Raw genomic sequence first — 26,507 nt, 5'->3', positions numbered from 1 at the left:
ATTCCTCTGCCTTGTTCGGGGATTGTGGAGGCGGATGCAGAACATTGAAGGGAGGAATCTTCGCAATACTCATTGATTGCTCCTTTCCTGGCGGGCGATAGTCGTGCACGGATCGGCGACGTGGCCGCTCCCGAACGAAAGGAAACCCGATGGCGAAGATCCGAAAGCTCTCCGCACTCGTCGTTGTCGGCGCGCTGGCGCTGACCGCCGCGGGCTGCGCATCCACCCAGGGCGGCGACTCGAGCGAGGGCGGCTCGCTCACCTACTGGTCGATGTGGAAGGAGGGCGAGGCGCAGCAGAAGGTCCTCGCCTCCGCCATCGACGACTTCCAGAAGGAGACCGGCATCACGGTCGACGTGCAGTGGCAGGGACGTGACAACACGAAGAAGGTCGTCCCCACGCTGAACACCAACAAGGTGCCCGACCTCATCGACGGCTCGTTCGCCAAGCTCGCGCCGGTGCTCGCCGAGAGCGGTCAGGCGAAGGCCCTCGCTGACGCCTACGCCGCCGAGGTGGACGGAGAGAAGGCCGCAGACCTCATTCCGAAGGCCTACCTCGCCGGCGACATCCTCACCCGCAAGGGCGAGGATGCGCCGTGGATGCTGCCCTACTCCCTCACCAGCGACGCGATCTGGTTCAATGCGGCCACGCACCCCGACCTCGTCTCGGCCCCGCCGGCCGACTGGGGCTCCTTCATCGCCGAGCTCGACAAGCTCAAGGCGGCGAACGAGGTGCCCATCGCCATCGACGGCGACGTGTCGGGCTACAACGCCTATTGGTACACGGCCGCGATCGTGCACATCGCCGGCCCCGGCGCCCTGAACAAGATCGCCGCCGACAAGACCGGCGAGGCGTGGGATGAGCCGGAGGCGCTCGAAGCTGCGGAGATGGTGCAGCAGCTCGTCGACGGCGGCTACTTCATCCCCGGCTACAACGCCAGCAAGTGGCCTGCGCAGCAGCAGGCCTGGGCGGGCGACAAGGCCGCGCTGCTGTTCAACGGCACCTGGATCCCGACCGAGACCGGGACCTACGCGGCAGACGGCTTCGAGTACTCGTCGTTCCCGTTCCCGACGGTCGACGGCGGCGAGAAGGTCGCGCGCGCCGACTTCGTCGGCTTCTCGGTGCCCGCCAGGGCGAAGAACTCCGAGAACGCGCAGAAGTTCGCGACCTTCTTCCTGCAGAAGAAGTACCAGGACGCGCTGGGCACCGACGCGAAGATCCTGCCCGTCCGCCAGGACGCTGCGACCAGCCCCGAGATGGAGACGGTGAAGGCGGCTCTCGACTCCGCCGACGCGTTCTACCAGCAGAACGACGGCATAAGCTTCCCCGGCTACTCCGAGAAGCTGTTCTGGCCGGCCGCCGACCAGCTCATCCTCGGGAAGATCTCCGCGAAGGAGTTCGTCGAGACGATGAAGTCGGGTCAGACCGACTACTGGAAGCAGAACTCATGACCCAGACGGCAGCAATGCCTGGAGTCGTCGCCGGACGGGGTGCCTCTCGGGCATCCCGCTCCGGCGGCAACGCCATCGACAAGGCGCGCAGGCGGCTGTTCGTGCCCTTCGTCGGGCCGGCTCTGCTGTTCTACAGCGTGCTGTTCGTGGGACCGGCGGTCTACGCGATCTGGATCGGCTTCAACAAGTGGTCCGGAGCCGGTCCGATGGAGTTCGTGGGCCTCGGCAACTACGTCCGGCTGTTCTCGGACAAGCTGTTCCTGAAGTCGTTCGGCAACACTCTGCTGCTGCTGTTCGTCGTGGGCGCCGCGATCTTCATCGTCTCGTTCGGTCTGACCCTCGTGCTGCGCGACATGGCAGGACGCAAGATCGCCCGATCGGTGATCTTCTTCCCCCACCTGGTGAACGCGATGATCTTCGGGGTCCTCGCCGGCTTCGTGCTCAATCCCGGCGGCCTGGTGAACACCCTGCTCGGATGGCTCGGTGTCACCGACCCGCCCGCATGGCTGGCGCAGGACAACCTGTTCCCGTTGATCATGGTGATGCTCACCTGGATCACGACCGGCTACTACACGACGATCCTCATGGCCGGAGTCGACCGCATCCCGCCGTATTACTACGAGGACTGCGCGCTCGCGGGTGCCAACGCCTGGCAGCGCCTGCGGTACGTGATCCTGCCGCTCACCTGGGACGTGTTCGGCACCTGCGCGGTGCTGTGGACGATCTCGTCGGTGAAGATCTTCGAGATCATCTGGATCTTCGGCGGATCCACCGGACAGGGCATCCCGCCGACCCAGACCTGGAGCACGGCGGTGTACACGTACGTCACGGCGTTCTCCGGTGAGTCCATTCCCGCGTACGGCATGGCCAGCGCCTCCGCGATCCTCTCGCTCGCGCTCGTGTCCGTGCTCGTCGTCCTGCTCCGTCGCGTGATGAAGCGCGACGCGATCGAGTTCTAGGAGTGCTCATGACCTCTGCACAGGTGCTTCCCGAAGAGATCACGACCCGCACCCTGGTGACACCGCCGACCGGGCGCCCGCATCGCCCGCGTCGGCGTGGAGCGGCGATCGGCCACGACCGCAGCATCGTCCGTGGCATCGGACTGGTGCTGCTCTGGGCCTTCGTGGTGCTCAACGTCGCGTGGATGGTCTGGATGGTGATCCAGGCGTTCCGTGACACCCGTTCGATCCTCAGCGATCCATGGGGTCTGCCGACCTCGCTCGACCCGACCAACTTCGTGACTGCCTGGACGGTCGGCGACTTCGCCACGGCGACCCTGAACAGTGTCGTGACGACCGGGGTCTCCTCGTTCCTCACCGTCGCGATCGCGGCGCCGGCCGCCTACTATCTCGGTCGTGTCGAGAACCGGTTCACCAGCTCGCTGACTCTCTACTTCGTGCTCGGTCTCGGCATCCCCGCACAGGTGATCCTCATCCCGCTGTTCGTGATGCTGAACGAGATGTATCTGACCGACAGTCTGATCGGGCTCAACCTCGTCTACATCGGTGTCTCGATGCCGTTCACCGTCTTCCTGCTGATCGCTTTCTTCCGGTCGCTGCCGGCGGAACTCGAAGAGGCGGCGGCGCTGGACGGCACCACGGCGTTCGGCACGTTCTGGCGCATCACGCTGCCGCTCGCCAAGGGCGGCATCCTGACCGCCTTCGTGCTGCAGGTGATCTCGCACTGGAACGAGACGCTGCTCGCGCTGACGCTGCTGCAGTCCACCGACAAGTACACCCTGCCCGTGGCTCTCATCTCGTTCATCCAGCAGCAGACCTACTCCGGTGCGGACTGGGGCGGACTGTTCGCCGGGCTCTGCATCGTCGTGCTGCCGATGCTCGCGATCTACCTCTGGCTGGGGCGACGCCTCACCGAGGGGCTCACCCTGGGAATGGGCAAGTGAGCGCTGCGCCGCAGCCGAACATCCTGGTGGTGATGGCCGATCAACTCGGGGCTCACGTCATCGACAGGGACGAGGGATGGGCCGATACGCCTCACCTCGATCGGCTGCGGGCGCGGGCGGCCGAGTTCGGACGCGCCTACGTCACCTTCCCGCTCTGCGTGCCGTCGCGTGCGTCGTTCCTGACCGGACGGATGCCGCACGAACTGGGCATCGCCGGGAACCGGCGTGCGGAGCGGTCGCCCACGGAGACGGGCGCGCGTCCGGACAGCCTCGGACACCTTCTGAGCGCTGCCGGGTACCGCTGCGCCTATGCGGGGAAGTGGCACGCCACCGAGGCCAGCGCTCCGCCGGACGCCGGATTCGAGGTGGTGCGGCCGTTCGGCGATCGCGGGCTCGCCGAGGCGTGTGCCGACTGGCTGCGCGGGCGCCAGGGGGCGGAACATCCCTTCCTGCTGATCGCGTCCTTCGACGATCCGCACACGATCTGCGAGTACGCCAGGCGGCAGCCGATGCCCTACGGCGACGTCGAGCGCTGCGACGTGCGGGACGCGCCGCCGTTGCCGTCCAACTTCCTCCCGGCACCGTTCGAGTCCGAGGCCGTTCGGCACGAGAAGCACGCGGCACAGCACGTGTACGGCACCGCGGCCTACACCTCGGACGAGTGGCGCGAGTACCGAGCGGCCTACCGTCGGCTCGCGGAGCGGGCCGACGCATACCTCGGTCAGCTGCTGGACGCGTTGGACGAGGCAGGCCTGACAGATTCCACCCTCGTCGTGTTCACCAGCGATCACGGCGACGGCGACGCCGCCCACCGGTGGAACCAGAAGACTGCGTTGTTCGAGGAGTGCACCCGGGTGCCGCTCATCGTGAGCGGCCCCGGCGTCGTTCCCGGCGGCAGATCGGGCCTCACGTCGGCCGGACTCGATCTCCTGCCCACCCTGCTGCGCGCCGCAGGAGCAGCAGCGCCGCACGGACTGCACGGCAGGCCTCGTGCGCTGGATGCGGGGGAGGATCCGTCGGATCGCGTGATCGCCGCCGAGACGCGCTTCGAGCGTGCGGATCCGCCGCTCACCCGCGGTCGCGCGATCTGGTGCGGGGATCACAAATACGTGGTGTACAGCTGGGGGCGGTATCGCGAGCAGCTCTTCGATCTGCGGAACGACCCCGGCGAACAGCGCAACCTCGCTGTCGAGTCTCGCTTCGATCGTCTGCGCGACGAGTTGCGTGCGAAGCTGCTGGCCTGGTGCCGGCAGACCGGTGACGAGGAGTTCCTCAAGTTCGTCCCGCTGCCGGCGGATGCTCCGGAATCGGTGCGAGAGGAGATCTTCGCGATTCCGTACTGAGGCGGTGCTCGGCGGTCGCGTGACCGCCGAGCGCTTCAGACCAGCGGCAGGGCGTCGTCATAGGCCGAGGTCGAGACCGGGGGCACGTCGCCGAACACCCGGGTCGTCCCCGGCTCGGTCCGCCAGGTCGGCCAGCCGGGGTCGTCGCCGGTGATGAACGTGACGGCGGCGGCGTGCATGTCGTCCGCGAGCCCCTGCGGCGGACGATCTCCGGCCAGCGCGGCGACGCGCTCCGAGCCCAGGCAGTCCCACCAGAACGGCACGTCGAGGCAGTGGCTCGACCAGCCGGTCTTCGGGGACGCCCACGCGAAGCGGTAGACCCAGGTGGCGGCAGTCGCCCTCGCCTCGGCGACCCGCACGACCAGTGAGCGGAACACGGTGTCGGTGACGAAGCGGCCGAAGGTCGCCGCAGTGCCCTTGCGGCGCTGCGGTCGGTTCGCGACGAGCCAGGAGCGGCGCAGCGCCCTCGCCGGCCGGAGCAGACGCAGCGCGACGGAGGCCGGCACGAACCTCAGGGCGCGGGGCGCGGCATCCATCGCCGGAGTGAACTCGTCGTCCGTGGCGCCCAGCAGCAGCGGCTTGTCCGCACCGACGCCCGCGGCGAGCGAGTCGACGGTGGGGCGCTCGATGAGTTCTCCGTCGACGACGGGACCCCAGGGCAACCCGTCGAAGAGCACGGCCGTCGTCGCCTTGAGACCGGTCTTGCCGAGCAGCGAGGCCTCGTACTGCTTCCGGGTGAGGGCCTTCTCGGTCGCGGACCGGAAGCCGTCGAGCGTGGGCTCCACTCCGACCAGCCCGGCGAGCAGCGCGCTGCGCTTCGCCACGATGCCACGCGGAAGATCTCCCAGGGCGCCGGAGATCGAGATCGCGGAGTGGAACAGGTGCTGCGCCGCCGTCATCCCGAGCAGAGTCAGCACTGCGCCGCCGCCGGCGGACTGCCCGGCGATCGTCACCCTGGCGGGGTCGCCGCCGAACGCGGCGATGTTGCGCTGCACCCACTCCAGGGCCGCCACCCAGTCGCGCACGCCGCGGTTGTCGGGGGCGCCGTCGATCACGCCGAAACCGTCGAAGCCGAGCCGGTACGAGACGGTCACGGTCACGACGCCGTCGCGGGTGAAGGCGCGGCCGTCGTACCAGGGGCTCGCGGGGGAGCCCGAGGAGTAACCGCCGCCGTGGATCCAGACGAGCACGGGCGCCGCACCGTCGAGGGCGGGGGTGAACACGTTGACGTTCAGAGTCGATGAGCCCTTGACCGACGGTTCAGGGATCAGCGCGTTCGGCTCCTCGCGGCGCTGCGGCGTCGCTCCGTAGGCGGTCGCGTCGCGGACCTCGGCCCAGGGCTCGACGGGCTGCGGTGGCAGGAACCGGCGCCGACCGGTCGGCGGCGCGGCGAACGGGATACCGAGGAATGCCGCGTCCTGTGCGCGGCGGATGCCTCGCACAGGACCGGACTCGGTCTGGACGATCGGTGCTTCGCTCATCGCCTCCAGTATGGTCCTCACCGGTATGACACGAAGTGTCGCGGCATCCGAGACGCTGTGCCAGACTGTTCCGGACGAAACGCGAGGATGCACGTTGACCAGACCTCTCGCAGGACCCCAGACCCTGCTGCGGACGATGAACGCACGAGCGATCCTGGAGGCGCTGGCCAGACGCGGCGCGCTCACCAGGGCCGAGCTGATGGCGGAGACCGGACTGTCACGCACCGCCGTCACGCAGGTGCTCCGGATGCTGGAATCACGCGATGCCGTCGCATCCGCCGGTAAGGAGCGTGCGACCAAGGGGCCCGCCGCAACCCGCGTCGGACTGAATTCGCGGCTGGGCGTCGCTGCCGCGATCCACATCGATCACCACGACATCCACGTCGTCCTGCTCGACGCCACCGGAGCGATCCGCGCTGAGGCGCACGGCCCGCTGCCCGTCGTCGTCGATCGCGTCGAGGCGATCGCCGCGCTGCTGGACGAGTGTCGTGCCACCGTGGTCGCACCGGTGCTGGTCGCGGTCGTCGCCGTGCCCGGGATCGTGCGCGCAGACGGCGAGATCCGCGACGACCAGGGCCCGGACGGCGGAGCCTTCCGCGCTGCGCTCGCCGAGCGACTGGGCTGCCCTGTGCGCATCGAGAACGACGTGAACCTCGCGGCGCTCGCCGAACTGTCCGGCCCGATCGGCGCCGAGCAGCAGGGCTTCGCTCTGCTCCTGCTCGACGACGGCCTCGGCGCCGCATACATCGTCGACGGTGCACTGCACCGCGGAGTCTCCGGGATGGCCGGCGAGGTGAACTACCTGCCGCAGTCGCCGCTGCCGGTCGGCGCGCCGGTGCTCGGGCACGCCGTCACCGCCGACCTGGCACTGGTCGCCGGGCGCGAGCCGTCGCTGCCGCTGCCCGCGCATCTCGAGGCCGCAGCATCCGGTGACGAGAGCGCGCGGGTGATGGCCGCCGAGGTCGCCCGCCGGCTGGTGCTCATCGCCGGATCGATCACGCTCGTGCTCGATCCAGGGCTGATCGTCCTCGCCGGCGACGCCGCGCACCCGGTGCTCTTCGAAGCCGTGGGTGCCGCTGCCGAGGAGTTCGACGACCAGCTCCCCCTGTCGTTCGCGCTGTCCGCCTTCGGCGCCGAGGCCCCGCTGGTCGGCGCCGTGCACGAGGCGGCCGATGCGCTGCGCGCCACCCTGTTCACTCGCATCGTCACACCCGAATCCAGCAGAACGTAGAGAACATGCCCGTACCCCTCACCGATCGCCTCGGCCTGCCTGCCGGTGCCAGGGCGATCATCCTCAACGCCGACGACTTCGGCATGTGCCGCGCAGCGAACCGGGCCATCACCGGCCTGCTCTCGGACGGACACCTCGACTCGACCACCCTGATGATGCCGTGCGCCTGGGCGCCAGACGCCGCCGCGTTCGCGGCATCCCGCACCGACCTCGACGTCGGCGTGCACCTCGTGCTGACCAGTGAGTGGACCGGGTACCGGTGGCGGCCGCTCACGGGCAGCGGCTCCTCACTCGCGGACGCCGACGGGTACTTCCCGCACACCTGTCTCGAGGTGGAGCAGCAGGCGGCGGAAGCGGATGTCGCGGCGGAGATCGCCGCGCAGCTCGAGGCGGCGCTCGCCGCCGGCATCGACGTCACCCATCTCGACAACCACATGGGCTCGGTCTACGGCCTCGAGACCGGACGCGACTTCCTCGCACAGGTGCTGCCGCTCGCCGCCGCACACGGGCTGCCGTTCCGGCTGCCGCGCTACGGCACGGGTCTCGAGGTCGACCCGGCCATGCAGCCGCTGATCGATCGTGCGGCGGCCGCCGCGGATGCCGCGGGCGTGGTCATCCCGGATCGCGCGTGGACGCACCCGTTCGAGCTGGCTGGCGAGGGCGCCGACGACGAGGAGACCTATGAGCAGGTGCGTGAGGGATTCCTCGAGCTGCTGCGAGCCGTGCCGGCGGGAGTCACGGAGATCTTCCTGCATCCGATGGTCGATGACGACGAGCTGCGCGCGACGGTCGACTATGCGGCACCCAAGCGCGGATACGAGCTGCGGCTGCTCACCGACCCCGCGGTCGCCGAGGCGATCGCCGACGAGGGCCTGGTGCGCATCGGCTGGCGCGAACTGAGGGACGTGCAGCGGGCATGACCCTCGTCACCGGCATCCGCGACCGCCGTCTCGACGGCGCGCCGACCCGAGCCCAGAGCATCGCCTTCGGAGCATCCGGCTTCCCGATCCAGCTGATGTCGCAGACGTTCTCGGCGTTCGTCGTCTACTTCTACGTCGCGCACCTGGGCGTGCCCGCGGCATGGGTCGCGGTCGCGATGATCGCGCACGGCATCCTGAACGCACTGCTGAATCCGGTGGTCGGGGCGCTTTCCGATCGGCTGCGCACGCCCTGGGGGCGGCGCGTGCCGTGGATCGGACTCGGGATCGTGCCGCTCGTGGTCGCGTTCGCGCTGATCTGGATGCCGCCGGCGCTGCCGGTCGGCGGGCTGATCGCCTGGTTCATCGTGATCGTGGCGGTGTACGACGTGGCGTTCGTCGTGGTGGTGCTGAACGTGTCCGCGCTGTTCCCCGAGATCTTCCGCACCACCGCGGAGCGGGCCTCGGGGAACGTGCCCCGGCAGATCTTCGGCATCCTCGGCATGGTGCTCGGCACGGCGATCGCCCCGGTGATCTACGGGTCGCTCGGGTGGCCCGCGATGGCGCTCATCCTCGGCGCGGTGTGCCTGGGTGTGCTGGTCTGGTCGTTCGCCGGGGGAATGGTGGAGCGGTCCTCCGCCGCTGCGTCCTCTTCGGCGGATGCCGGGATGCCGTGGCGTGACCAGCTGCGGTACACCTTCGCGAACCGCGCCTTCGTGCCGTACGTGCTGGGCTCGCTGATGGTGCAGACCTCGGTCGCGATCATCATCGCGGCGATCCCGTTCTACGTGCGGTACTCGCTGCGTGCGGCCGAGGGGGATGCCAGCATCCTGCTCGGGGCGATCTTCGTCGCGGCGATCCCGTCGATCGTCGGATGGAGCTGGTTCGTGCGACGCACCTCGCCGCGCACCGCCGTGCTCGTGGGGGTGGCGATCTTCGGGGTCGCGGTGCTGTGCTTCCTCTGGCCTTCGTCGGTGCTCGGGGCCGCGCTGGTCGGTCTCGCGGTCGGCGTCGGCGTCGGCGGACTGCTGCAGCTGCTCGAGATCATGCTCGGGCAGATCATCGACGACGACGCGGCCCGCACCGGGCATCAGCGCGAGGGCGTGTACTTCGGCGTGAACGGCTTCGTGGTGCGTGGTTCCGTGGTGCTGCAGGCGATCGTCGCGGCCTGGGTGCTGACCGCATCCGGATTCGACGCCTCGCTGGGCGACGCTCAACCGTCATCAGTCGACGGCGCCGTCCGCATCATGCTCGCCGTCGTTCCGCTGGGCTTCACGGCCCTGGCCTGGCTGTGCTTCTGGCTCTACCCGATCCGCACGCCGGACGCCGTCGCGGCGGCCTGACCTCGAGACGGACCTGTCGGGAGCGCTCCTGCATTCCAGGTTCCGGTCTCACTGGTTGTGGGTGTCCGGGGTCGGTGGACCCGCATCGATTGAGACCGGAGCGTCGGGGTCGCCGCGCCTTCCAGGTTCCGGTCTCAACGGTTGTGGGTGTCCGGGGTCGGTGGACCCGCATCGATTGAGACCGGAGTCAGCGATGCGACTTGCGTGCTGCCAGTGCCTCGCGAACCTCCTGGATCAAGCGGTCCTGGTCGTCAAGAAGTTCAGAGGTGACCTCGATCACGATCCATCCCGCGGCGCGGAGGCGCGCGATCCGCTCCGCGTCTTCCACGGACTGGGCCTCGTGATGCCGGCCCTGGTATTCGATCGCGATTCTCTGCTCCGGATAGCAGAGGTCGACACAGCCCAGGAATCGCCCTGCGTCATCGAAGACATCGCGGTTCAGCTGCGGTTCCGGCAGACCCCACTGCCACAAGACCACACGGAGTATCGACTCGCGAGGTGACCATGAGTCCTCTCGGATGAGGTCGAGTGCTTCGCGGAGTCGGACTACACCCACGCGGCGTCCGGCCTCGGCCTCACGCCGAAGCTCGTTGATCGTCGCGAGGGGTCGACGTCCGGCGTCCGGCCTTCCGACTCCCTCGCGCCAGACTCGGCAGAAGTAGTCGCCCAAGGCGACCAGATCGGGAAGCGCGAGACGACCGAGTGATGCCCACGTGCTGGCCGGTGAGGACACCGGCACGCCATCGACGACGCGCACGTTCGTGAGCATGTTCCGGTCGCGATGCCCGCGAACGCCCCGATGCCGAGGCAGGGGTCGTGCCCCGTAGACGCCGACGTGGATCACGGCGTCGTGAAGGTCGACGATGCCCTCATCGTTCACGACCAGAGGAAGCGGACCGCCATACCAGGCGGCCGCGGTTTCATGCGAGAGGAACTGACCCGGAGTGAGGCGTGGCGCGTAATCACGCGCGCGATTGCGACGGTGCGCCGCCTGCGCCAGGTACGGGTTGTCGTCATTCGTCCCCTCACGCTCGGCGCCGACGACACGGCGGACGCCGATGAAGGGAGCGTCGAGATCGTTCGCTCGCAGACGGCTGGATGTCACTCCCGTTCGTAACGCGAACGGGGCGCTGAAGACGTCTCCAAGAGTGGGCGGCAGTGCGGGCGTTTCGTCATGCGCTCCACCCTGATGCGTAATGTCCTGGCTCGAAGCCGTTCTCCACAGCCTCTTTCGTGGCTCCGGTCTCACTCGTTGCGGGTAGTACCCGGGGGAACACCCGCAACGAGTGAGACCGGAACAGGGGAAAGTCGGACGTCTGTGGAGGACGAGTCCTTCCCGGGACAAGAGGCCGGGCACTCAGCCGAGCTGCTTGACGCGGCGGCGCTCGAAGAGGCGCAGGTGCGGGCGCTCCTCGACCTTCGTCGCGCCGTCGGCGACCCAGCCGTGCCGTTCGTAGAACGTCGCGGCGCGCTCGTTGCCGTCCAGCACCCAGAGGTACGCGACCGGATGTCCGTCGTCGTGCAGCGACTGCTCGACGGCGGTGATCAGGGCGTGGCCGATGCCGGTCCCGTAGGCGTCCGGATGCGCGTAGATTCCCCACAGCTCTCCGGCATCCGCGATCTCGTCCTCGCGGGGCTCGCCGAACGACGCCCACCCGAGGATGCGGCCGTCCACGTCGGCGACGATCGTGCGGGAGTCCGGACCAGTTGCGCGACGGTGAGGTTCCAGCAGGCGTCGCCAGCCCTTCGCGCGTTCGGTGACCGACAGGTCGTCGAGCACCGGCTGCGGCAGCAGCCCGCGGTATGCCGCCTGCCAAGACCGCACGTGCACCACCGCGATGCCGTGCGCGTCGTCGGGGATGGCGGGGCGGATCAGCATCCCGCCATCCTATGGTCGCTCACCTCTCGGTTCCGGTCTCAATGGGTGCAGGTGTGGCCGGGCAGGCACCCGCAACGAGTGAGACCGGAGCTGCGGAGGGACGGCGCCGGATGGGTCTCGATCAGGCGTCGCGGCGCGGGCCGGCGGAGGGGCCGACGGTGAAGATGTGCGGGGCCAGGTATCCGGCATCCGCGAAGGCCGCCTCGACGGCGGAGGTCGCGGCGGCGACGTCCGCGTGTGCGACGAGCGCGATCGCAGCGCCGCCGAAGCCGCCGCCGGTCATCCGAGCGCCGATCGCGCCGGCCTCCAGCGCCGCGTCGACCGCGGTGTCGAGCTCGGCGACCGAGATCTCGAAGTCGTCGCGCATCGACGCGTGCGAGGCGGTGAGCAGGTCGCCGATCGCGCGCGGACCGTCGGCACGCAGCGCGGCGACGGTGTCGAGCACCCGCTGGTTCTCGGTGACGATGTGCCGCACCCGGCGGAAGGTCACGTCGTCCATCAGCTCCGCCGCCCGCGGCAGGTCGTCGACTGTCACGTCGCGCAGCGCGGGCACGCCCATCAGTGCGGCACCCCGCTCGCAGGCATCCCGCCGGTCGCGGTAGCCGCCCGTGGAGTGCGCGTGCTTCACACGCGTGTCCATCACGAGCAGCTCGAGTCCGGCATCCGTGAAGCCGGTCGGCACCGACTGCGTCTCGAGCGTGCGGCAGTCCAGGAACGTCGCCGCATCGGCGACTCCGAGCATCGACGCCATCTGGTCCATGATCCCGGTCGGTGCGCCGACCGCCTCGTTCTCGGCCCGTCGGCCGGCGCGCGCGAGCGCGACCGGATCGAGGCCCAGATTCCAGAGGTCGTTCAGAGCGGATGCCACGGCCCCCTCGATCGCCGCGGAGGAGGACAGCCCCGCACCGACCGGCACATCGGACGCGATCGCGATCTCCACGCCCCGGATGCCGGGGGTGGAGGGATCCAGGTCGCGCAGTGCCCATGCGACACCCAGCGCGTACGCCGACCACTCGGGCACGCGGAGGTCGCCCTCCGACGGGAACAGCGAGGTCAGGTCGCCGAGTGCGACCTCGACCGGCTCGTCGGCGAACGTCGACGAGACCCGGATGCGGTCGTCCTCGCGCAGTCGCGCGGCAGCGTAGGTGCGGTGCGGGATGGCGAAGGGCAGCACGAAGCCCTCGTTGTAGTCGGTGTGCTCGCCGATGAGGTTCACCCGGCCGGGGGCCGACCAGATGCCGGCGGGCTCGGCGCCGGTGAGGTCGCCGAACAGGTCGCGGGCTTCGGTGAGTGCGGTCATGAGGTTCTCCTTCAGGCGGAGATCTGCAGTATTTCGGAGGCGGATGCCGGGATCAGTCCGAGATTCTGCAGAACTCCGAGATTCTGCGACGGGTCGGGCGCGGGCAGGCGTGGGTCAGGGGGCGGGAACAGAAGCGATCGCGTCGCGCAGGCGCGCGGCGGCGTCCTCCGGGAGGATCTCCGCGGTCCAGGCCGACATCGCGGCCTCGGATCCGGCGAGGAACTTCAGCTTGTCAGCGGCGCGGCGCGGGCTGGTCAGCTCCAGGCGCATCCGGATCGCGTCGCGACCGACGCGCACCGGGGCCTGGTGCCACGCCGCGATGTACGGCGTCGGCGTGTCATAGAGCGCGTCGACGCCGCGCAGCAGGTGCAGGTAGAGCGGGGCGAGCTCGTCGCGCTCGGCGTCGGTCAGCTCCGAGAAGTCGGTGGCATGCCGGTGCGGCATCAGCTGCACCTCGAGCGGCCAGCGCGCGGCGAACGGGACGAACGCGGTCCAGTGCTCGCCCTGCAGCACGACTCGCGACGATGCCTGCTCGGACTCGAGGATGCGCGCGAACAGATCGGGCGAAGCGACCTCGAGCAGTCGCTGCGTGCGCGGCGTCACGTAGGGGTAGGAGTAGATCTGTCCGTGCGGATGCGGCAGCGAGACACCGATCGCCTCGCCGCGGTTCTCGAACGGGAACACCTGCTCGATGCCGGGCAGCGCCGACAGTGCGGCGGTGCGGTCGGCCCAGGCCTCGATCACGGTGCGGGCGCGCGTCGGCGTCAGTGTGCCGAAAGACCCGGCGTGCTCGGGGCTGAAGCAGACCACCTCGCAGCGTCCGACGCTGGTGCGGGTGCGGCCGATGCCGATCGAGGTCAGGTCATCGAGCCCCCGAGGCGGATCGATCGCGGCCGGGGCGCCGCCGACGGCGGATGCCAGGGCGGGGCCGAAGGCGGGGGAGCGGTTCTCGAACACGGCCACGTCGTAGAGCGACGGCACCTCGGAGGGGTTCGTCGGCGACTGCGGCGCGAGCGGATCCGCGTCGGCACCGGGCATCAGCACCCGATTCTGGCGCTTGGTCGCGAAGGTGATCCAGTCGCCGGTGAGCACGTCCTGCCGCATGGTCGCGGTCTCGGGGCGGGGGTCGAGGTCGCGGGTGTCGATGCTGCGCTCGGCGGGGAGCGTCGTGCCGGGGTCGTCGTAGTAGATCAGCTCGCGGTCGTCTGCGAGGCGGGTGTCGCGCGCGATGACGCCGGCGCCGAGAGTGCGGATGTTCACGTCAACACGGTAGCGCGCCGCCGTGGTAACGTCAACATCGGAGGGAAGGGAGTCGGATGCCGCAGCAGCAGCGCGTCTCGATGGCCATGGTCGCCGCCCGCGCGGGCGTCTCGGGGCAGACCGTCTCGCGCGTCGCGAACGACAGCCCGAAGGTCGATCCCGAGACCCGTGCCAGGGTCGAGCGGGCGATGGCCGACCTCGGCTACCGTCCCAACCGCGCCGCGCGCGCCCTGCGCACCGGCCGCACCCACACTCTCGGCCTGGTCGCGCAGACGCTCGCCACGGTCGGCAACTCCCGGATGCTGCAGGCCGTCGCCGAGTCCGCGGCATCCCGCGGGTACGCGCTCACGGTCGTGACCCTCGGCGCCGACGGCGACATCTCCTCGGCGTTCGACCGGCTGCACGACCAGGGCGTCGACGGCGCCGTGGTGCTGAACGAGGCCACCGCGCTCGCCCGCGATGCAGCATCCGCGGGGCTCCGCCTCGTCGTCGTGGACTCCCCGCCTGACGAGCGCTTCACGATCATCGGCACCGACCACGCCGCCGGCGCCCGTGCCGCCACCGAGCATCTGCTCGCCGCCGGGCATCCGGTCGTGCATCACCTCGCCGGCCCCGCCGGCTCGTACGCGGCATCCGAGCGCGAACGCGGCTGGCGCGAGGCGCTCGCCGCCGCCGGCGTCGAGGCGCCCGCGGTCGCGCGCGGCGACTGGTCGGCGGCGTCCGGCCACGCGCAGACGACGCGGCTGCCGGGCGCGACCGCGATCTTCGCCGCCAACGACCAGATGGCGCTCGGCGCGCTGCGCGCGCTCCGCGAGTCCGGTTGCCGGATCCCCGACGACGTCGCGGTGATCGGCTTCGACGACGTCGCGGATGCCGCGGACTACAGCCCTCCGCTCACGACAGTCCGCCAGGACTTCGACGCTCTCGGGGAGCAGGCCGTGCAGGCGCTCGTCGCCGCGATCGAGGGCACCGATGCATCCGCTCCCGCTCTCGCGACGCCCGAGCTGATCCTGCGCGCGAGCGCCTGACCGGCTTCGGCTCAGAACTCGAGCAGCACCTTCGTCGCGCGGCGCTCGTCCATCGCCCGGTAGCCCTCTGCGGCCTCGTCGAACGGGAGGGTCAGGTCGAAGACCGTGCCGGGGTCGATCCGGTCGGTCATGATCAGATCGATCAGGTCGGGCAGGAAGCGGCGCACCGGCGCCGGCCCCCCGTGCAGGTGCACACCGGAGTAGAACAGTTCGCGGCCGTCGATCGTCACGCCGTGCGAGACACCGACGAAGCCGACGTGGCCGCCGGCGCGCGTCGCTCGCATCGCCTGTTCCATCGATTCCTGCGTGCCGACGGCCTCGATGGTGGAATGCGCGCCGTACCCGCCGGTCATCTCTTTGATGCGCGCGACGCCGGCGTCGCCGCGATCCTCGACGATGTCGGTGGCGCCGAAGCTGCGGGCGAGCGCCTGCCGGTCGGCATGCCGCGACATCGCGATGATCCGCTCGGCGCCCAGCTCGCGCGCGGCGAGGATTCCGAGCAGCCCGACCGCGCCGTCGCCGACGACGGCGACGGTCTTCCCCGCTCCTGCCTCGGCGGCGACTGCTGCGAACCACCCGGTTCCCAGCACGTCGGATGCCGCGAGCAGGCTTCGCATCTGCGCATCCGACGGGGTCCCATCCACGCGCACAAGGGTGCCGTCGGCCCAGGGGATGCGGGCGTACTCGGCCTGCGTGCCGATCGAGCCCATGCCGACCACGTGGATGCACCGCGACTGGTATCCGGCCTGGCAGATCTCGCAGACACCGTCGGAGGCCATGAACGAGCCGACCACGAAGTCGCCGACCTTGATGTCGCGGACCTCAGTGCCGATCTGCTCGACGACGCCGATGTACTCGTGGCCCATGCGGGTCGGCCGCTTCTGCTTCTCGATCCCGCGGTACGGCCACAGGTCCGATCCGCAGATGCAGGCCGCGGTGACGCGGATGATCGCATCGGTGGGCAGGATGATCTCCGGAACCGGGACGTCCTCGATCCGGACGTCGCCGGGGCCGTGCATGATGACTGCGCGCATGGTTCTACTTCACCACTTCCCGGGCCGCTCCGAGCGGGAAATCTGAAACGAACATGATCGTTCACGTTAGAACGCAAATCGCCTTGAACTGAACAATTTCGGTTGCTAATCTCCTGAACTAGACGCCCGCTAGCCCGGGCCGGTACGACGTTCGAAGGAGATCCCGTGACCAGTTCCTCATCGCCCTCGCCCAGCGCTCTGCGCAGCGGGTCACGTGATGCGCTGGTCGCCTTCGCCGACCGGCTGCTCAGCGGTGCCGCAGCCTGGGCCTCACCGAACTTCGCCCGCATCACCCCGCCAGGAGACGCCGGCGGCTACGGCACTGCGGTCGACGGTCTCGAGGGCTTCGCCCGCACGTTCCTGCTCGCCGGATTCCGGATCGCCGGTGCCCGTGGCGAGGGCGTCGACCACCTCATCCGGGACTACTCGCGCGGCATCGTCGCCGGGGTCGACCCCGAGGCGGAGGACCGCTGGGTACGCCTCGACGAGCACCCGCAGGCCAAGGTCGAGGCGGCATCCATCGCCGTCATCCTCGACATGACCCGCCCGTGGATCTGGGACCGTCTCGACGCGACGACCCAGCAGCGCGTGATCGACTACCTCGCTCCTGCGGTCGGCGACGACACCTACCCGCGCAACAACTGGCTCTGGTTCCGCGTGACCGTGCAGACGTTCCTGCGCTCGGTCGGCGGACCGTGGAGCGCCGACGACATCGCCGCCGACCTCGCCCTGCACGAATCCTTCGTGCGTTCCGGCGGCTGGCTGTCCGATGGTGACGACCGCGGCTACGACCACTACGTCGGCTGGGCGCTGCACCTCTATCCCGTGCTCTGGTCTCGGATGCAGGGAGCCGGCGAGCTCGGCGCAGCCGAGCGCATCGGCCGCGACATCGCCGCCCTCGACCGCTATCTGCAGGACGCCGTGCACCTGGTCGGGGGCGACGGTGCGCCGCTGTTCGAGGGCCGCAGCCTGATCTACCGTTTCGCCGCGGCCGCGCCGTTCTGGGCGGGTGTGCTCGCCGGCGTGCCGTCCACTCCGGCCGGAACGCTGCGCGACACCGCGATGGGCATCGTCGCGCACTTCGAGGAGCACGGCAGCCCCGACGACGACGACCTGCTGACGATGGGCTGGTTCGGCCCGTGGCGCCGTCTGGCGCAGAACTACTCCGGTCCTTCGTCGCCCTACTGGGCTTCGAAGGGGCTGCTCGGCGTGGCCCTTCCCGCCGACCACCCGGTGTGGTCCGAGCCCGCCGGGCCGCTGCCGACCGCCGTCGCCGACGACCTGCGAGTGGTCGAGGCCGCGGGCTGGATCGTCTCCGGCACCGCCTCGGACGGGATCGTCCGCGTGATCAACCACGGCGCCGACCACGCCTCGCCCGGCGCGGAGGTGGGGGACTCCCCGATCTACGCCCGGCTCGGGTACTCCACGGTCACCGCCCCGCTGCACGACGGCCGCGCCTGGGGCGAGCCCCTCGAGCAGTCCGTCGCGCTCGTCGACGCCGCCGGCCGCGGCACGCACCGTGCCGGGATGACACTTCTCGCCGCGCACTCCGACGGCGAGACCGCGATCGCCGGCTCCCGCGCGCACGCGCATTGGATCGCCCCCGACGCCGCCCAGGTGCGGCACGGCTCCGGCATCACGGGAGAGGTGGCCTTCGCCGGGCGCCTCTCCACCTGGTCGATCGTGCGCGGCGCCTGGGAGGTCCGCATCGCGACGGTGCACGACGTCGAGCCCGGCGCCGAGCCCCGCGAGCTGCGCGTCGGCGGATGGCCGGTCGCGGCCGACGCCGTCGAGGGATCCACCACGGATGCCTCGGCCGCGGCATTCGCCGACGGAGTGGCGAGCACCCTCATCGCGCTGTCCGCCGACGGCGTGCCGGGCCTCGTGCGGCGCGACGGCGCGAGCCCGCTCGGAGCGCAGGCACTCGTCCCGGTGCTGCAGTTCCCGGTCCGCATCGGCGAGCCGGTCATGACCGCGGTCCACCTCGGGGCCTCCGCTCCGGCATCCGCTCCGGAGGTCGCGGTCGACGGCGTGCAGGTGACCGTCGCCTGGCCAGACGGCGCGCGCAGCGCGCACGCACTCGTCGCCGCATCCGTCGACTGAATCGCCGCATCCGGCACCCCGAAAGAACCCTCACCCGAACACCGAATCCCTCGCGGAACATCCGCCATCGCAAAGGAGCACACAGCATGAACCGCAAGATCCTCGCCGTGGGCAGCATCGCCGCTGTCGCGGCACTCGCCCTCACCGGCTGCAGCGGGTCCTCGGACACGCCGGCCGAGCCGTCCGGTCCGGTCACCCTCAGCCTGTCGGCGTGGAGCATCGACACGACGCCGGAGTTCCAGGCGCTCGCCGACGCGTTCCACGAGAAGAACCCCGACATCACGATCAAGCTCAAGGAGTACGACGCGGCCGAGTACAACACTCTCGTCACCGCCGACCTCGCCGCCGGTTCCGGCCCCGACATCATCACGCAGAAGGAGGTCAAGGCGCTGACCACCTTCCAGGAGGGCGGCCAGCTGCTCGACGTCTCCGACGTGAAGCTGCCCGACGGCATCGGCGGCGCCGACTCGTACAAGGTCGACGGCAAGGCCTACGCGGTGCCGTACCGCCAGGACTCCTGGGTGCTCTACTACAACAAGGCGCTGTTCGACGCTGCCGGCGTCGCCCAGCCCGACGGCAGCTGGACCTGGGACGACTACGCCGACGCCGCGGCCAAGCTGACCAAGGGCGACAGCAAGGGCGCGTATCTGCACCGCTGGCAGTCGACCGTCCAGGGCTTCGCCAACGCGCAGGACGACGTCAGCCCCCTGGACGGCGAGTACGAGCACATGGCGCCGTACTACGAGCGGGCACTGAAGATGCAGAAGGAGGGCGCGCAGGTCGACTTCAACACCTCCAGCGCCAACCAGCTCACCTACCAGGGCGAGTTCGGCAAGCAGAAGGCCGCCATGATGCTGATGGGCACCTGGTACACCGGCACGCTGATCGCGCAGCAGGCCTCCGGCGAGGCCGACACCTTCGAGTGGGGGATCGCCCCCGCGCCGCAGAAGGACTCCTCGACGACGGGAACCGACAACACCCCGGTGACCTTCGGCGACCCGACCGGCTTCGGCGTGAACGCCGCGCTCGACGGTGACAAGGCCGCCGCCGCGAAGAAGTTCCTCGGGTTCGCCGCCAGCGCGGACGCCGCGAAGGTGCTGGCCGGCATCGGCATCACCCCGGCGCTGATCGACGACTCGATCGTCGACACCTACTTCGGTGTCGAGGGCGCTCCGACCGACGATCTGTCCAAGTTCGCCTGGTCGACCCACAAGGTCCTCGCCGAGAACCCGACCTCTTCCCAGACCGCGACCGTCCAGGGCATCCTGAGCGACATGCACACCGCGATCATGTCCGGCTCCACACCCGTGGACGAGGCCATCAAGGAGGCGCAGGACCGCGTCGCCAACGAGGTCGGCTGACCGCAGCCGACGACCCGGGGCCGGCTCGCCAGGGCCGGCCCCGCACCACGGCTCCCGCACTACCCGAAAGAGTCCTCATGACCGCCACAGTCACGCCGGACACCGGCCAGGCCGCGCGGCCGAAGCGCCGGTCGGCGCTTCGCCGCCGGAACACCCTGATCGGCTGGAGCTTCATCCTGCCGAACTTCGCCGGGTTCGCCGCCTTCACCCTCGTCCCGGTGATCGTGCTGTTCTACATGGCGTTCACGAACTGGAACATCTTCGGCAAGGCCGACTGGGTGGGCTTCGCCAACTTCCAGCGCCTGTTCGGCGACGGCAGCTTCCGGACCGCGTTCTGGAACACCATCTACTACTCGGTGATGCACATCCCGCTCACGATCGTCGTGTCGCTGGGACTGGCACTGCTGCTGAACAACAAGCTCCGCGGTGTCGCGTTCTTCCGCACCGCCGCCTTCTTCCCCTACATCACCTCGATCGTGGCGATCGCCGTGGTGTGGAACCTGCTCTTCAGCCCCGACTACGGCCCGATCAACGCCGTGCTGCGCGCGATCGGCATCGACAACCCGCCCGGCTGGCTCACCTCCAAGGAATGGGCCATGCCCGCCGTCGTGATCGTCAGCACCTGGCGCGACATGGGCTACTACATGATCCTGTTCCTGGCGGGCCTGCAGACGGTGCCGCGCGAGCTGCACGAGGCGGCGAGGGTGGACGGCGCGAACACCTGGCAGCGCTTCACCCACGTGACGCTGCCGAGCCTGCGTCCCACGATGTTCTTCGTCACGGTCATGCTGACGATCAACTCGCTCAAGATCTTCGATCTGATCCTGGTGATGACCGACGGCGGACCAGGTCAGGCCACGCTCGTGCTCTCCCAGTTCATCTACCGCAAGGGATTCGAGGAGAACCAGTTCGGCTACGCCTCCGCGGCGGCGGTCGCCCTGTTCTTCATCTGCATCCTCGTCACCGTCGCGCAGTTCCTCTGGAACAAGAGGAGGAACTCCTGATGACCGAGACCCAGCTCATGGTGACCGGGCAGCGCAAGCTGCGCCGGCTGTCCGACCCGGCCCCCGCACCCGCCCCCTCCCGGCGGGTCGGCGAGCCGGCGACCGGCCGCCGCATCGGCAGATTCTTCGGATACGTCGCGCTGATCCTGTTCGCGATCGGCCTGCTCACGCCGTTCGCCTGGATGGTGCTGAGCTCGCTGAAGAACGCCAACGAGGTGTTCTCGGTTCCGGTGGTGTGGTGGCCCGAGACATTCGTCTGGCAGAACTACATCGACATCTGGTCGAAGTCCGACATGCTCACCTGGATCCGCAACACGCTGGTGCTGTCGGTCGTCGTGACGTTCCTGCAGGTGCTCACCGGATCGTTCGCCGCCTACGGCTTCGCCAGGATGCGCTTCCGCGGCCGCGACATCCTGTTCCTCGCCTACATCGGGACCATCGCCGTGCCGTGGCAGTCGTACATGATCCCGCAGTTCATCCTGCTGTCGAACCTCAAGGTGTCGAACACCCTGTGGGCGATCATCCTGATCCAGGCGTTCAGCGCGTTCGGCGTCTTCCTGATGAAGCAGTACTACGAGACGATCCCCGAGGAGCTCAGCGAGGCGGCACGACTGGACGGCCTGAGCGAGTACGGCATCTGGCGCCGCATCATGGTGCCGCTGTCGGTGCCCGCGATCGCCAGCCTGGCGCTGCTGACCTTCGTGAACACCTGGAACGACTACCTGGGGCCGCTGATCTACCTGCGCGACCCGAACCTGTGGACGATCCAGCTCGGCCTGAAGAGCTTCGTGTCGAACCTGTTCGACACGAACTACGCCCTGCTGTTCGCGGGGCTGACGATCTCGGTCATCCCGATCGCGGTCATCTTCCTGCTCGGGCAGAGGTACTTCGTCGAGGGCATCGCGACCAGCGGCATGAAGGGATGAGCGCATGAAGAGGGTCGTGCACGACACCTGGGCGTCCATCCTCGGGGTGCTCTACCTCGGGCTGATGGTCAACCTGCTGGTGCTCGTCGCGGCCGCGCCGCTCGTCGTGCTGCTGATGACCACCGATCCGGTGCATTCCTGGCCGCTGCTGGCCGTCGCCGCCCCGCTGGCGGCGCCGGCACTCGCCGCGGCGTTCGGCACGTTCCGTGCCCACGACGAGGGCGAGACCCAGGTGGTGCGCGCCTACTGGCGCGCCTGGCGCGCCACGGCCAGGCAGGCGCTGCTGATCGGCCTGATCGTCGTCGCGCTGGCCGTCGTGCTGCTCGTCGACGTGCGGATGCTGGCGGAGACGGATGCCGCCGTGCTCGTCGTCCCTGTGCTGCTCCTGCTCGTCGTGCTGGCCGCGATCACCGGGCTGCTCGGCCTCGCCGCGATCGCCGAGGTGCCGGAGGCCCGGCTGCGCGACGTGCTGCGCGCGTCGGCGGTGCTCGGCGTCAGGCGCTGGTACTTCCAGCTGCTGTCGTTCGCGGTGCTGGGGGTGCAGTTCGGCGTCTTCACGACGATGCCGGCGATCGCGATCGGCATCACCGCCGCGCCGGCGCTGTACGTCGTGTGGGCCAACAGCAGGCACTGCCTGCGGCCCGTTCTCGACCTCGACCAGGAGCCCGCGGCGGCCGTCGCTGTGCGCGGCTCCTGAGCGGGCGTCCATCGTCTCGTCGCCGGCGCCCCTCGCTCAGGAGCCGGGCGAAGGGCGTCAGGCGCTGCGCGCCAGGTCTGCCGCGCGTACCGGGTCGAGCGGCTCCGCGCCGGAGATGTACGCCTGCAGCTCGTCGAGTGCCGCGTCGGTCAGGCGACGGGTCTCGGTGCCGAGCGATCCGGCCAGGTGGGGAGTGATCGCCACGTTGGGCAGGTCGCGCAGCCCGGAGTCCGCGGGCAGCGGCTCGGGGTCGGTCACGTCGAGGATCGCATCCAGGCGTCCGGTGCTGCACTCGGCCAGCAGCGCGTCGTGGTCGAGGATGCTGCCGCGGGCGGTGTTGATGACGGTGGCGCCGTCGGGGAGCAGCGCGAGCTGCTCGGCGGCGATCATGTGGAACGTGGACGGCAGCGACGGGGCGTGCAGCGAGAGCACGTCGGCCTGCGGCAGCAGCTCGTCCAGCGGAACGAGCGTCGCCCCCGCCGACGCGACGGCCTCGGCGTCGGCGAAGGGATCGGCGACGAGCACGCGGACGCCCTCGAGCGAGCGGAGCAGGTCGACGACGCGGCGGCCGATGCGCGAGTACCCCACGATGCCGACCGTGCGATCGAGGTTGCCGATGGACCGCTGCCGCAGCTGATCTCCCCAGGCGGCGTCGCCGGGGGCGGGAGCGCACAGCCCTGGCAGCACGCGCTTGCCGGCGAACACGACGGCGGCGAGGGTGAACTCCGCGACCGGCACGGCGTTGGCCTCTGCGGCCGTGGTGATGAGGATGCCGCGGTCCCAGAACTCCTCCGAGATGTGGTGGCGCACGCTGCCGGCGGCATGGAACACCGCACGGAGACGGGGGAGGCGTTCGAGCATGGCGGCGTCGAAGCGCGGAGCGCCCCACGAGGTGATGAGCACCTCGACCTCGGCGAGCTCGGCGCCGAGCGCGGGGTCGGAGAGGTCGGCGATGTGCATCGGCGACGGGACGTCGGCAAGGGCCGCGAAGCGTTCGCGCCTGCTGTCGTCGAACAGCAGCTCGAAGGCCTCAGTGCTCATGACCGCGTGGGCCCGGGGCCGGGAAGTGGCCATGTGTGTCTCTCCATCGAGGGCGTGAGGAAGCCGCTTGCGTTGTGCGGTGTTCTCAGTGAAGACTGATTCTCGAACATTTGCAACCTGTTCGAACGTGATAGTTCTCAATCGAACATTCCTGATCATTACGGGAGACGCATGCTGATCCGACGCGGGACTCTGCTCGATCGGCATCCTGGATCGACACGATGTCGCGCATGTTGTTCGCTTCCGCATTCGGGAGCCGGTGGCAGATGAGAGGGGAGATCCGATGACCGACGACGCATCGAAGCCCGTGTTCGGCATCGCCAGACGCGAGCGGATCATGGACGAGCTGCGGGTGTCCGGAGCGGTGCGGGTGGCCGACCTGGCGCGCGAGTTCGACGTGTCCGAGCTGACCATCCGCCGCGACATCGGCGAACTCGCCGACCGCGGGCTGGTGACTCGCGTGCACGGCGGCGCGACGCTGCGCAGCCGGCTCGACACGACCGTCACGCCGCGCGCCACGATCGAGGCTCCCCGATATCGGGTGGGCATGGTGGTGCCGTCGCTGAGCTACTACTGGCCCCAGGTCGTGATCGGCGCGCGTGCCGCGGCGACCGAGCTCGGCGTGCAGCTGGTGCTCCGCGGGGCGAGCTACGAGGCAGCCGATCAGCGCCGCCAGATCGCGTCGCTGATCGATTCCGGCGGGTTCCACGGCCTCATCGTCGCGCCCGAGAACCAGGGCCCGGACGGATACGCGCTGCTGAACTGGCTGGAGAGCCTGCCGATCCCGGTCGTGCTCGCCGAACGCCGTGCTCCCACCTCGCTGGCGCTGACCAGCCTGGAGTGGGTCACCACCGACCACGTCTTCGGTGGCGCGCTGGCGGCGTCGCACCTGGCAACCCTCGGGCATCGGAGGGTCGGCATCCTGACGTCGCGCCAGTCGCCGACCTCGTGGCAGCTGCGCCGGGGCTGGGCCAGGGCGGTCGAGGAGCTCGGTCTCGAGTCGGTGATCGACCTCGATGCCTCGCTGGACTACATGGAGGGTCCCGAGCGCATCGACTTCGCCGACGACCTGCTGAAGCGGGTCATAAGCGAGGGGGTGACCGGCATGCTGATCCATTCCGATCCCCAGGCCCTGCTCGTCGAACAGCACGTCATCGACAACGGGCTGTCCGTTCCCGGCGACCTGTCGATCATCGCCTACGACGACGAGGTGGCCGAGAACGCGTCCCCGCCCATCACGGCGCTGGCCCCGCCGAAGCCGCATGTCGGTCGTCGCGCGGTCGAGGTGATGCTCGCGCGGCTCACAGAGGGGGCGGAGCGACCGGTCGAGCGTGTGCAGGTGGTGCCCGTGCTGCATCAGAGGGAGTCGACGGCGCCGGCAGCGCTCTGAGGGGATCCGGCACGCCGGATTGGTTGACCTGTGGCAATAGTTGAGAAAAAGCAACGATTGATGTATCGTTGACGCAGATCAACTTTCTATGCAGGAGAATCCCCTTTGAACTCCACACCACACTCCACGGCCGAGAAGCGCTCGGCCCGCGAGATCTTCACCGCGATCTCCGGCCTCATCGTCGGAATGTTCGTCGCCGTGCTCTCGGGCACGGTCGTGTCGACCTCGCTTCCCGTCATCGTCGCCGACCTCGGCGGCACCCAGGCCCAGTACACCTGGGTCATCACCGCGAGCCTTCTGGCGACCGCGATCTCCACCCCGATCTGGGGCAAGCTCTCCGACCTGCTCGACCGCAAGGTGCTCGTGCAGCTGTCGCTCGTGCTGTTCACGGTCGGCACCGTGATCGCCGGTTTCTCGACCGACATCAACATGCTGATCGCCATGCGCGTCGTGCAGGGCATCGGCGTCGGCGGCCTCATGTCGCTGGTGATGGTCGCGGTCGCGCTGATCATCTCGCCCCGTGAGCGCGGCAAGTACATGGGCGTCGTCGGCGGCATCATGGCCTTCGCCACCATCGGCGGGCCGCTGCTCGGCGGCTTCCTCACCGATGTGTGGGGCTGGCGCTCCAACTTCTGGATCGGCGTGCCGTTCGCGATCGTCGCTCTGATCCTGCTGCAGTTCACGCTGCACCTGCCGAAGCCTGCCGCCAAGAAGGTCTCCATCGACTACTTCGGCGTCGTGCTGCTCGCGGTCGGCGTCGCCGGCCTGCTGATCTGGGTCTCCATGGGCGGCCAGCAGTTCGACTGGGACTCGATGACCAGCTACGTCCTCGCGATCGGTTCCGCCGTGGTGCTCGTCGCGTTCGTGATCGTCGAGTTCTTCGTCAAGGAACCGATCGTCCCGATGTCGCTGTTCCGCAACCGCACCTTCACGCTGTCGGTCCTCGCGTCGATCGCGATCGGCGTCTCGATGTTCGCCACCTCGGTGTTCCTCGCGCAGTACTTCCAGCTGGCGCGTGGCGCCACACCGACCGAGTCGGGTCTGATGACGATCCCGATGATCGTCGGCCAGATGGGCACGTCGATCATCATCGGCCAGCTGGTCAGCCGGTTCGGCAAGTGGAAGAGCTGGATGATGCTGGGCTCGGTGCTCACCCTCATCGGCGTGTACCTGATGTCCACCCTGAAGTACGACACCCCGTACACCCTCGTGGCGGTCTACATGTTCGTGCTCGGCGCCGGCCTCGGCATGGTGATGCAGAACCTCACCCTGATCGTGCAGAACGACACCCCGCCGCAGCAGCTGGGTGCTGCCTCGTCCGGTGTGAACTTCTTCCGCACGATCGCCGGCACGATCGGCGTGACCATCATGGGCTCGGTCCTGGCGACCAACGTCACCCAGTACATCAAGGACGGCTTCGCCGGCTTCAAGCCCACCTCCCCGGAGGAGCTCGAGGCGCTGAAGCTGCTCGGCTCGGGCGACGTCCCGAAGATGGCGGACCTCCCGGACTCGATCCGCAACATCGTCGAGTCGGCGTACGGCAGCGGCATCGCCGACGCGTTCTTCCTGGCCGTCCCGCTGGCCGTGGTCGGCATCATCGCGATCGCGTTCATCAAGAACAAGCCGCTGTCGACCAAGAACGCCGCCGAGGAGCTGCGCGAGCGGGCCGAGGAGTCGGCGCTCGAGGTGGCCGAGGCCGAGGTCGGGTCATACGCCCCCACCGGCAGCATCCGCACGGTCTCCGCCGAGGATGCGGCGCCGTCCACGGGTTCTGTGGCCGTCCTCGAACGCGAGGACGAGGAGCGGAGCCGCTGA

The 26,507-nt window shown here is 69.4% G+C and carries 22 protein-coding genes; 15 read left to right on the top strand and 7 right to left on the bottom strand.

The window, feature by feature from the left end:
* Window positions 1-149: 149 nt before the first annotated feature.
* The 4 genes from GON06_RS15020 to GON06_RS15005 are packed head-to-tail and all read left to right on the top strand — an operon-like array spanning window position 150 to window position 4,697.
* A complete protein-coding gene (locus tag GON06_RS15020; protein ID WP_157313130.1) occupies window positions 150-1,451 on the top strand; it encodes an ABC transporter substrate-binding protein in 1,302 nt (433 codons plus the stop codon).
* Window positions 1,448-2,410 carry a carbohydrate ABC transporter permease gene (locus GON06_RS15015; RefSeq protein WP_232528507.1) on the top strand — a complete coding sequence of 321 codons (963 nt, stop codon included), beginning with the start codon at window positions 1,448-1,450 and terminating at the stop codon, window positions 2,408-2,410. The genes GON06_RS15020 and GON06_RS15015 overlap by 4 nt, the downstream gene beginning before the upstream one ends.
* A gap of 8 nt (window positions 2,411-2,418) precedes the next feature.
* Window positions 2,419-3,354 carry a carbohydrate ABC transporter permease gene (locus GON06_RS15010; protein ID WP_157313129.1) on the top strand — a complete coding sequence of 312 codons (936 nt, stop codon included), beginning with the start codon at window positions 2,419-2,421 and terminating at the stop codon, window positions 3,352-3,354.
* Window positions 3,351-4,697 (top strand): sulfatase family protein, encoded by a 1,347-nt coding sequence (locus tag GON06_RS15005; protein WP_157313128.1) that lies wholly within the window; start codon window positions 3,351-3,353, stop codon window positions 4,695-4,697. Before GON06_RS15010 ends, GON06_RS15005 begins: the two co-directional genes overlap by 4 nt.
* A 35-nt stretch (window positions 4,698-4,732) precedes the next feature.
* Here the strand turns inward: GON06_RS15005 and GON06_RS15000 are convergent, their stop codons facing one another.
* Window positions 4,733-6,178: a carboxylesterase/lipase family protein gene (locus tag GON06_RS15000; RefSeq protein WP_157313127.1), complete on the bottom strand. Its 1,446-nt coding sequence runs from the start codon at window positions 6,176-6,178 to the stop codon at window positions 4,733-4,735.
* Window positions 6,179-6,272: 94 nt separating this feature from the next.
* On the opposite strand from GON06_RS15000, the gene GON06_RS14995 reads away from it, so the two are divergent.
* The 3 genes from GON06_RS14995 to GON06_RS14985 are packed head-to-tail and all read left to right on the top strand — an operon-like array spanning window position 6,273 to window position 9,669.
* Window positions 6,273-7,409 carry an ROK family transcriptional regulator gene (locus GON06_RS14995; protein WP_157313126.1) on the top strand — a complete coding sequence of 379 codons (1,137 nt, stop codon included), beginning with the start codon at window positions 6,273-6,275 and terminating at the stop codon, window positions 7,407-7,409.
* Between the two features lie 5 nt (window positions 7,410-7,414).
* The gene (locus GON06_RS14990) at window positions 7,415-8,329 is read left to right on the top strand and encodes a ChbG/HpnK family deacetylase (RefSeq protein ID WP_157313125.1); all 915 of its coding nucleotides are present in this window, start codon (window positions 7,415-7,417) and stop codon (window positions 8,327-8,329) included.
* Window positions 8,326-9,669: an MFS transporter gene (locus GON06_RS14985; protein ID WP_157313124.1), complete on the top strand. Its 1,344-nt coding sequence runs from the start codon at window positions 8,326-8,328 to the stop codon at window positions 9,667-9,669. Before GON06_RS14990 ends, GON06_RS14985 begins: the two co-directional genes overlap by 4 nt.
* A 187-nt stretch (window positions 9,670-9,856) precedes the next feature.
* Here the strand turns inward: GON06_RS14985 and GON06_RS19120 are convergent, their stop codons facing one another.
* From GON06_RS19120 to galT, 4 genes are all read right to left on the bottom strand, one after another.
* Entirely contained in the window at window positions 9,857-10,918 is a 1,062-nt protein-coding gene (locus GON06_RS19120; RefSeq protein WP_157313123.1) for a DUF559 domain-containing protein, read from the bottom strand.
* Between the two features lie 108 nt (window positions 10,919-11,026).
* Window positions 11,027-11,548: a GNAT family N-acetyltransferase gene (locus GON06_RS14975; RefSeq protein WP_157313122.1), complete on the bottom strand. Its 522-nt coding sequence runs from the start codon at window positions 11,546-11,548 to the stop codon at window positions 11,027-11,029.
* A gap of 121 nt (window positions 11,549-11,669) precedes the next feature.
* Window positions 11,670-12,848, bottom strand: a complete 1,179-nt coding sequence (gene galK / locus GON06_RS14970; protein ID WP_157313121.1) for a galactokinase — start codon at window positions 12,846-12,848, stop codon at window positions 11,670-11,672.
* Window positions 12,849-12,962: 114 nt separating this feature from the next.
* The gene (galT, locus tag GON06_RS14965) at window positions 12,963-14,108 is read right to left on the bottom strand and encodes a galactose-1-phosphate uridylyltransferase (RefSeq protein WP_332837603.1); all 1,146 of its coding nucleotides are present in this window, start codon (window positions 14,106-14,108) and stop codon (window positions 12,963-12,965) included.
* Between the two features lie 56 nt (window positions 14,109-14,164).
* Between galT and GON06_RS14960 the strand changes: the two genes are divergently transcribed.
* Complete coding sequence (locus GON06_RS14960) at window positions 14,165-15,136, top strand: LacI family DNA-binding transcriptional regulator (protein ID WP_232528506.1); 972 nt, start codon at window positions 14,165-14,167, stop codon at window positions 15,134-15,136.
* Window positions 15,137-15,147: 11 nt separating this feature from the next.
* Here GON06_RS14960 and GON06_RS14955 read toward each other — a convergent pair whose 3' ends face one another.
* Complete coding sequence (locus GON06_RS14955) at window positions 15,148-16,170, bottom strand: zinc-dependent alcohol dehydrogenase family protein (protein WP_157313120.1); 1,023 nt, start codon at window positions 16,168-16,170, stop codon at window positions 15,148-15,150.
* A gap of 165 nt (window positions 16,171-16,335) precedes the next feature.
* Here GON06_RS14955 and GON06_RS14950 point away from each other — a divergent pair, with 165 nt between their 5' ends.
* The 5 genes from GON06_RS14950 (at window position 16,336) to GON06_RS14930 (ending at window position 22,261) form a co-directional block, all read left to right on the top strand.
* Window positions 16,336-18,273, top strand: a complete 1,938-nt coding sequence (locus GON06_RS14950) for a DUF2264 domain-containing protein (RefSeq protein ID WP_332837602.1) — start codon at window positions 16,336-16,338, stop codon at window positions 18,271-18,273.
* 86 nt (window positions 18,274-18,359) lie between these two features.
* A complete protein-coding gene (locus GON06_RS14945) occupies window positions 18,360-19,634 on the top strand; it encodes an ABC transporter substrate-binding protein (RefSeq protein WP_157313119.1) in 1,275 nt (424 codons plus the stop codon).
* A gap of 77 nt (window positions 19,635-19,711) precedes the next feature.
* Window positions 19,712-20,638, top strand: a complete 927-nt coding sequence (locus GON06_RS14940; protein WP_157313118.1) for a carbohydrate ABC transporter permease — start codon at window positions 19,712-19,714, stop codon at window positions 20,636-20,638.
* Window positions 20,638-21,564, top strand: coding sequence for a carbohydrate ABC transporter permease (locus GON06_RS14935; RefSeq protein ID WP_232528505.1), 927 nt, complete (start codon window positions 20,638-20,640; stop codon window positions 21,562-21,564). Before GON06_RS14940 ends, GON06_RS14935 begins: the two co-directional genes overlap by 1 nt.
* 4 nt (window positions 21,565-21,568) lie before the next feature.
* Window positions 21,569-22,261 (top strand): DUF624 domain-containing protein, encoded by a 693-nt coding sequence (locus GON06_RS14930; RefSeq protein WP_157313117.1) that lies wholly within the window; start codon window positions 21,569-21,571, stop codon window positions 22,259-22,261.
* A gap of 57 nt (window positions 22,262-22,318) precedes the next feature.
* Here the strand turns inward: GON06_RS14930 and GON06_RS14925 are convergent, their stop codons facing one another.
* Window positions 22,319-23,335 (bottom strand): hydroxyacid dehydrogenase, encoded by a 1,017-nt coding sequence (locus GON06_RS14925; protein WP_157313116.1) that lies wholly within the window; start codon window positions 23,333-23,335, stop codon window positions 22,319-22,321.
* Window positions 23,336-23,585: 250 nt separating this feature from the next.
* On the opposite strand from GON06_RS14925, the gene GON06_RS14920 reads away from it, so the two are divergent.
* The gene (locus GON06_RS14920; protein WP_157313115.1) at window positions 23,586-24,692 is read left to right on the top strand and encodes a substrate-binding domain-containing protein; all 1,107 of its coding nucleotides are present in this window, start codon (window positions 23,586-23,588) and stop codon (window positions 24,690-24,692) included.
* A gap of 105 nt (window positions 24,693-24,797) precedes the next feature.
* A complete protein-coding gene (locus tag GON06_RS14915) occupies window positions 24,798-26,507 on the top strand; it encodes an MDR family MFS transporter (RefSeq protein WP_232528504.1) in 1,710 nt (569 codons plus the stop codon).

The organism is Microbacterium sp. MAH-37, from assembly GCF_009758255.1.
Taxonomy (GTDB): Bacteria; Actinomycetota; Actinomycetes; order Actinomycetales; family Microbacteriaceae; genus Microbacterium.
This window is presented reverse-complemented; position numbering and strand designations above follow the sequence as displayed.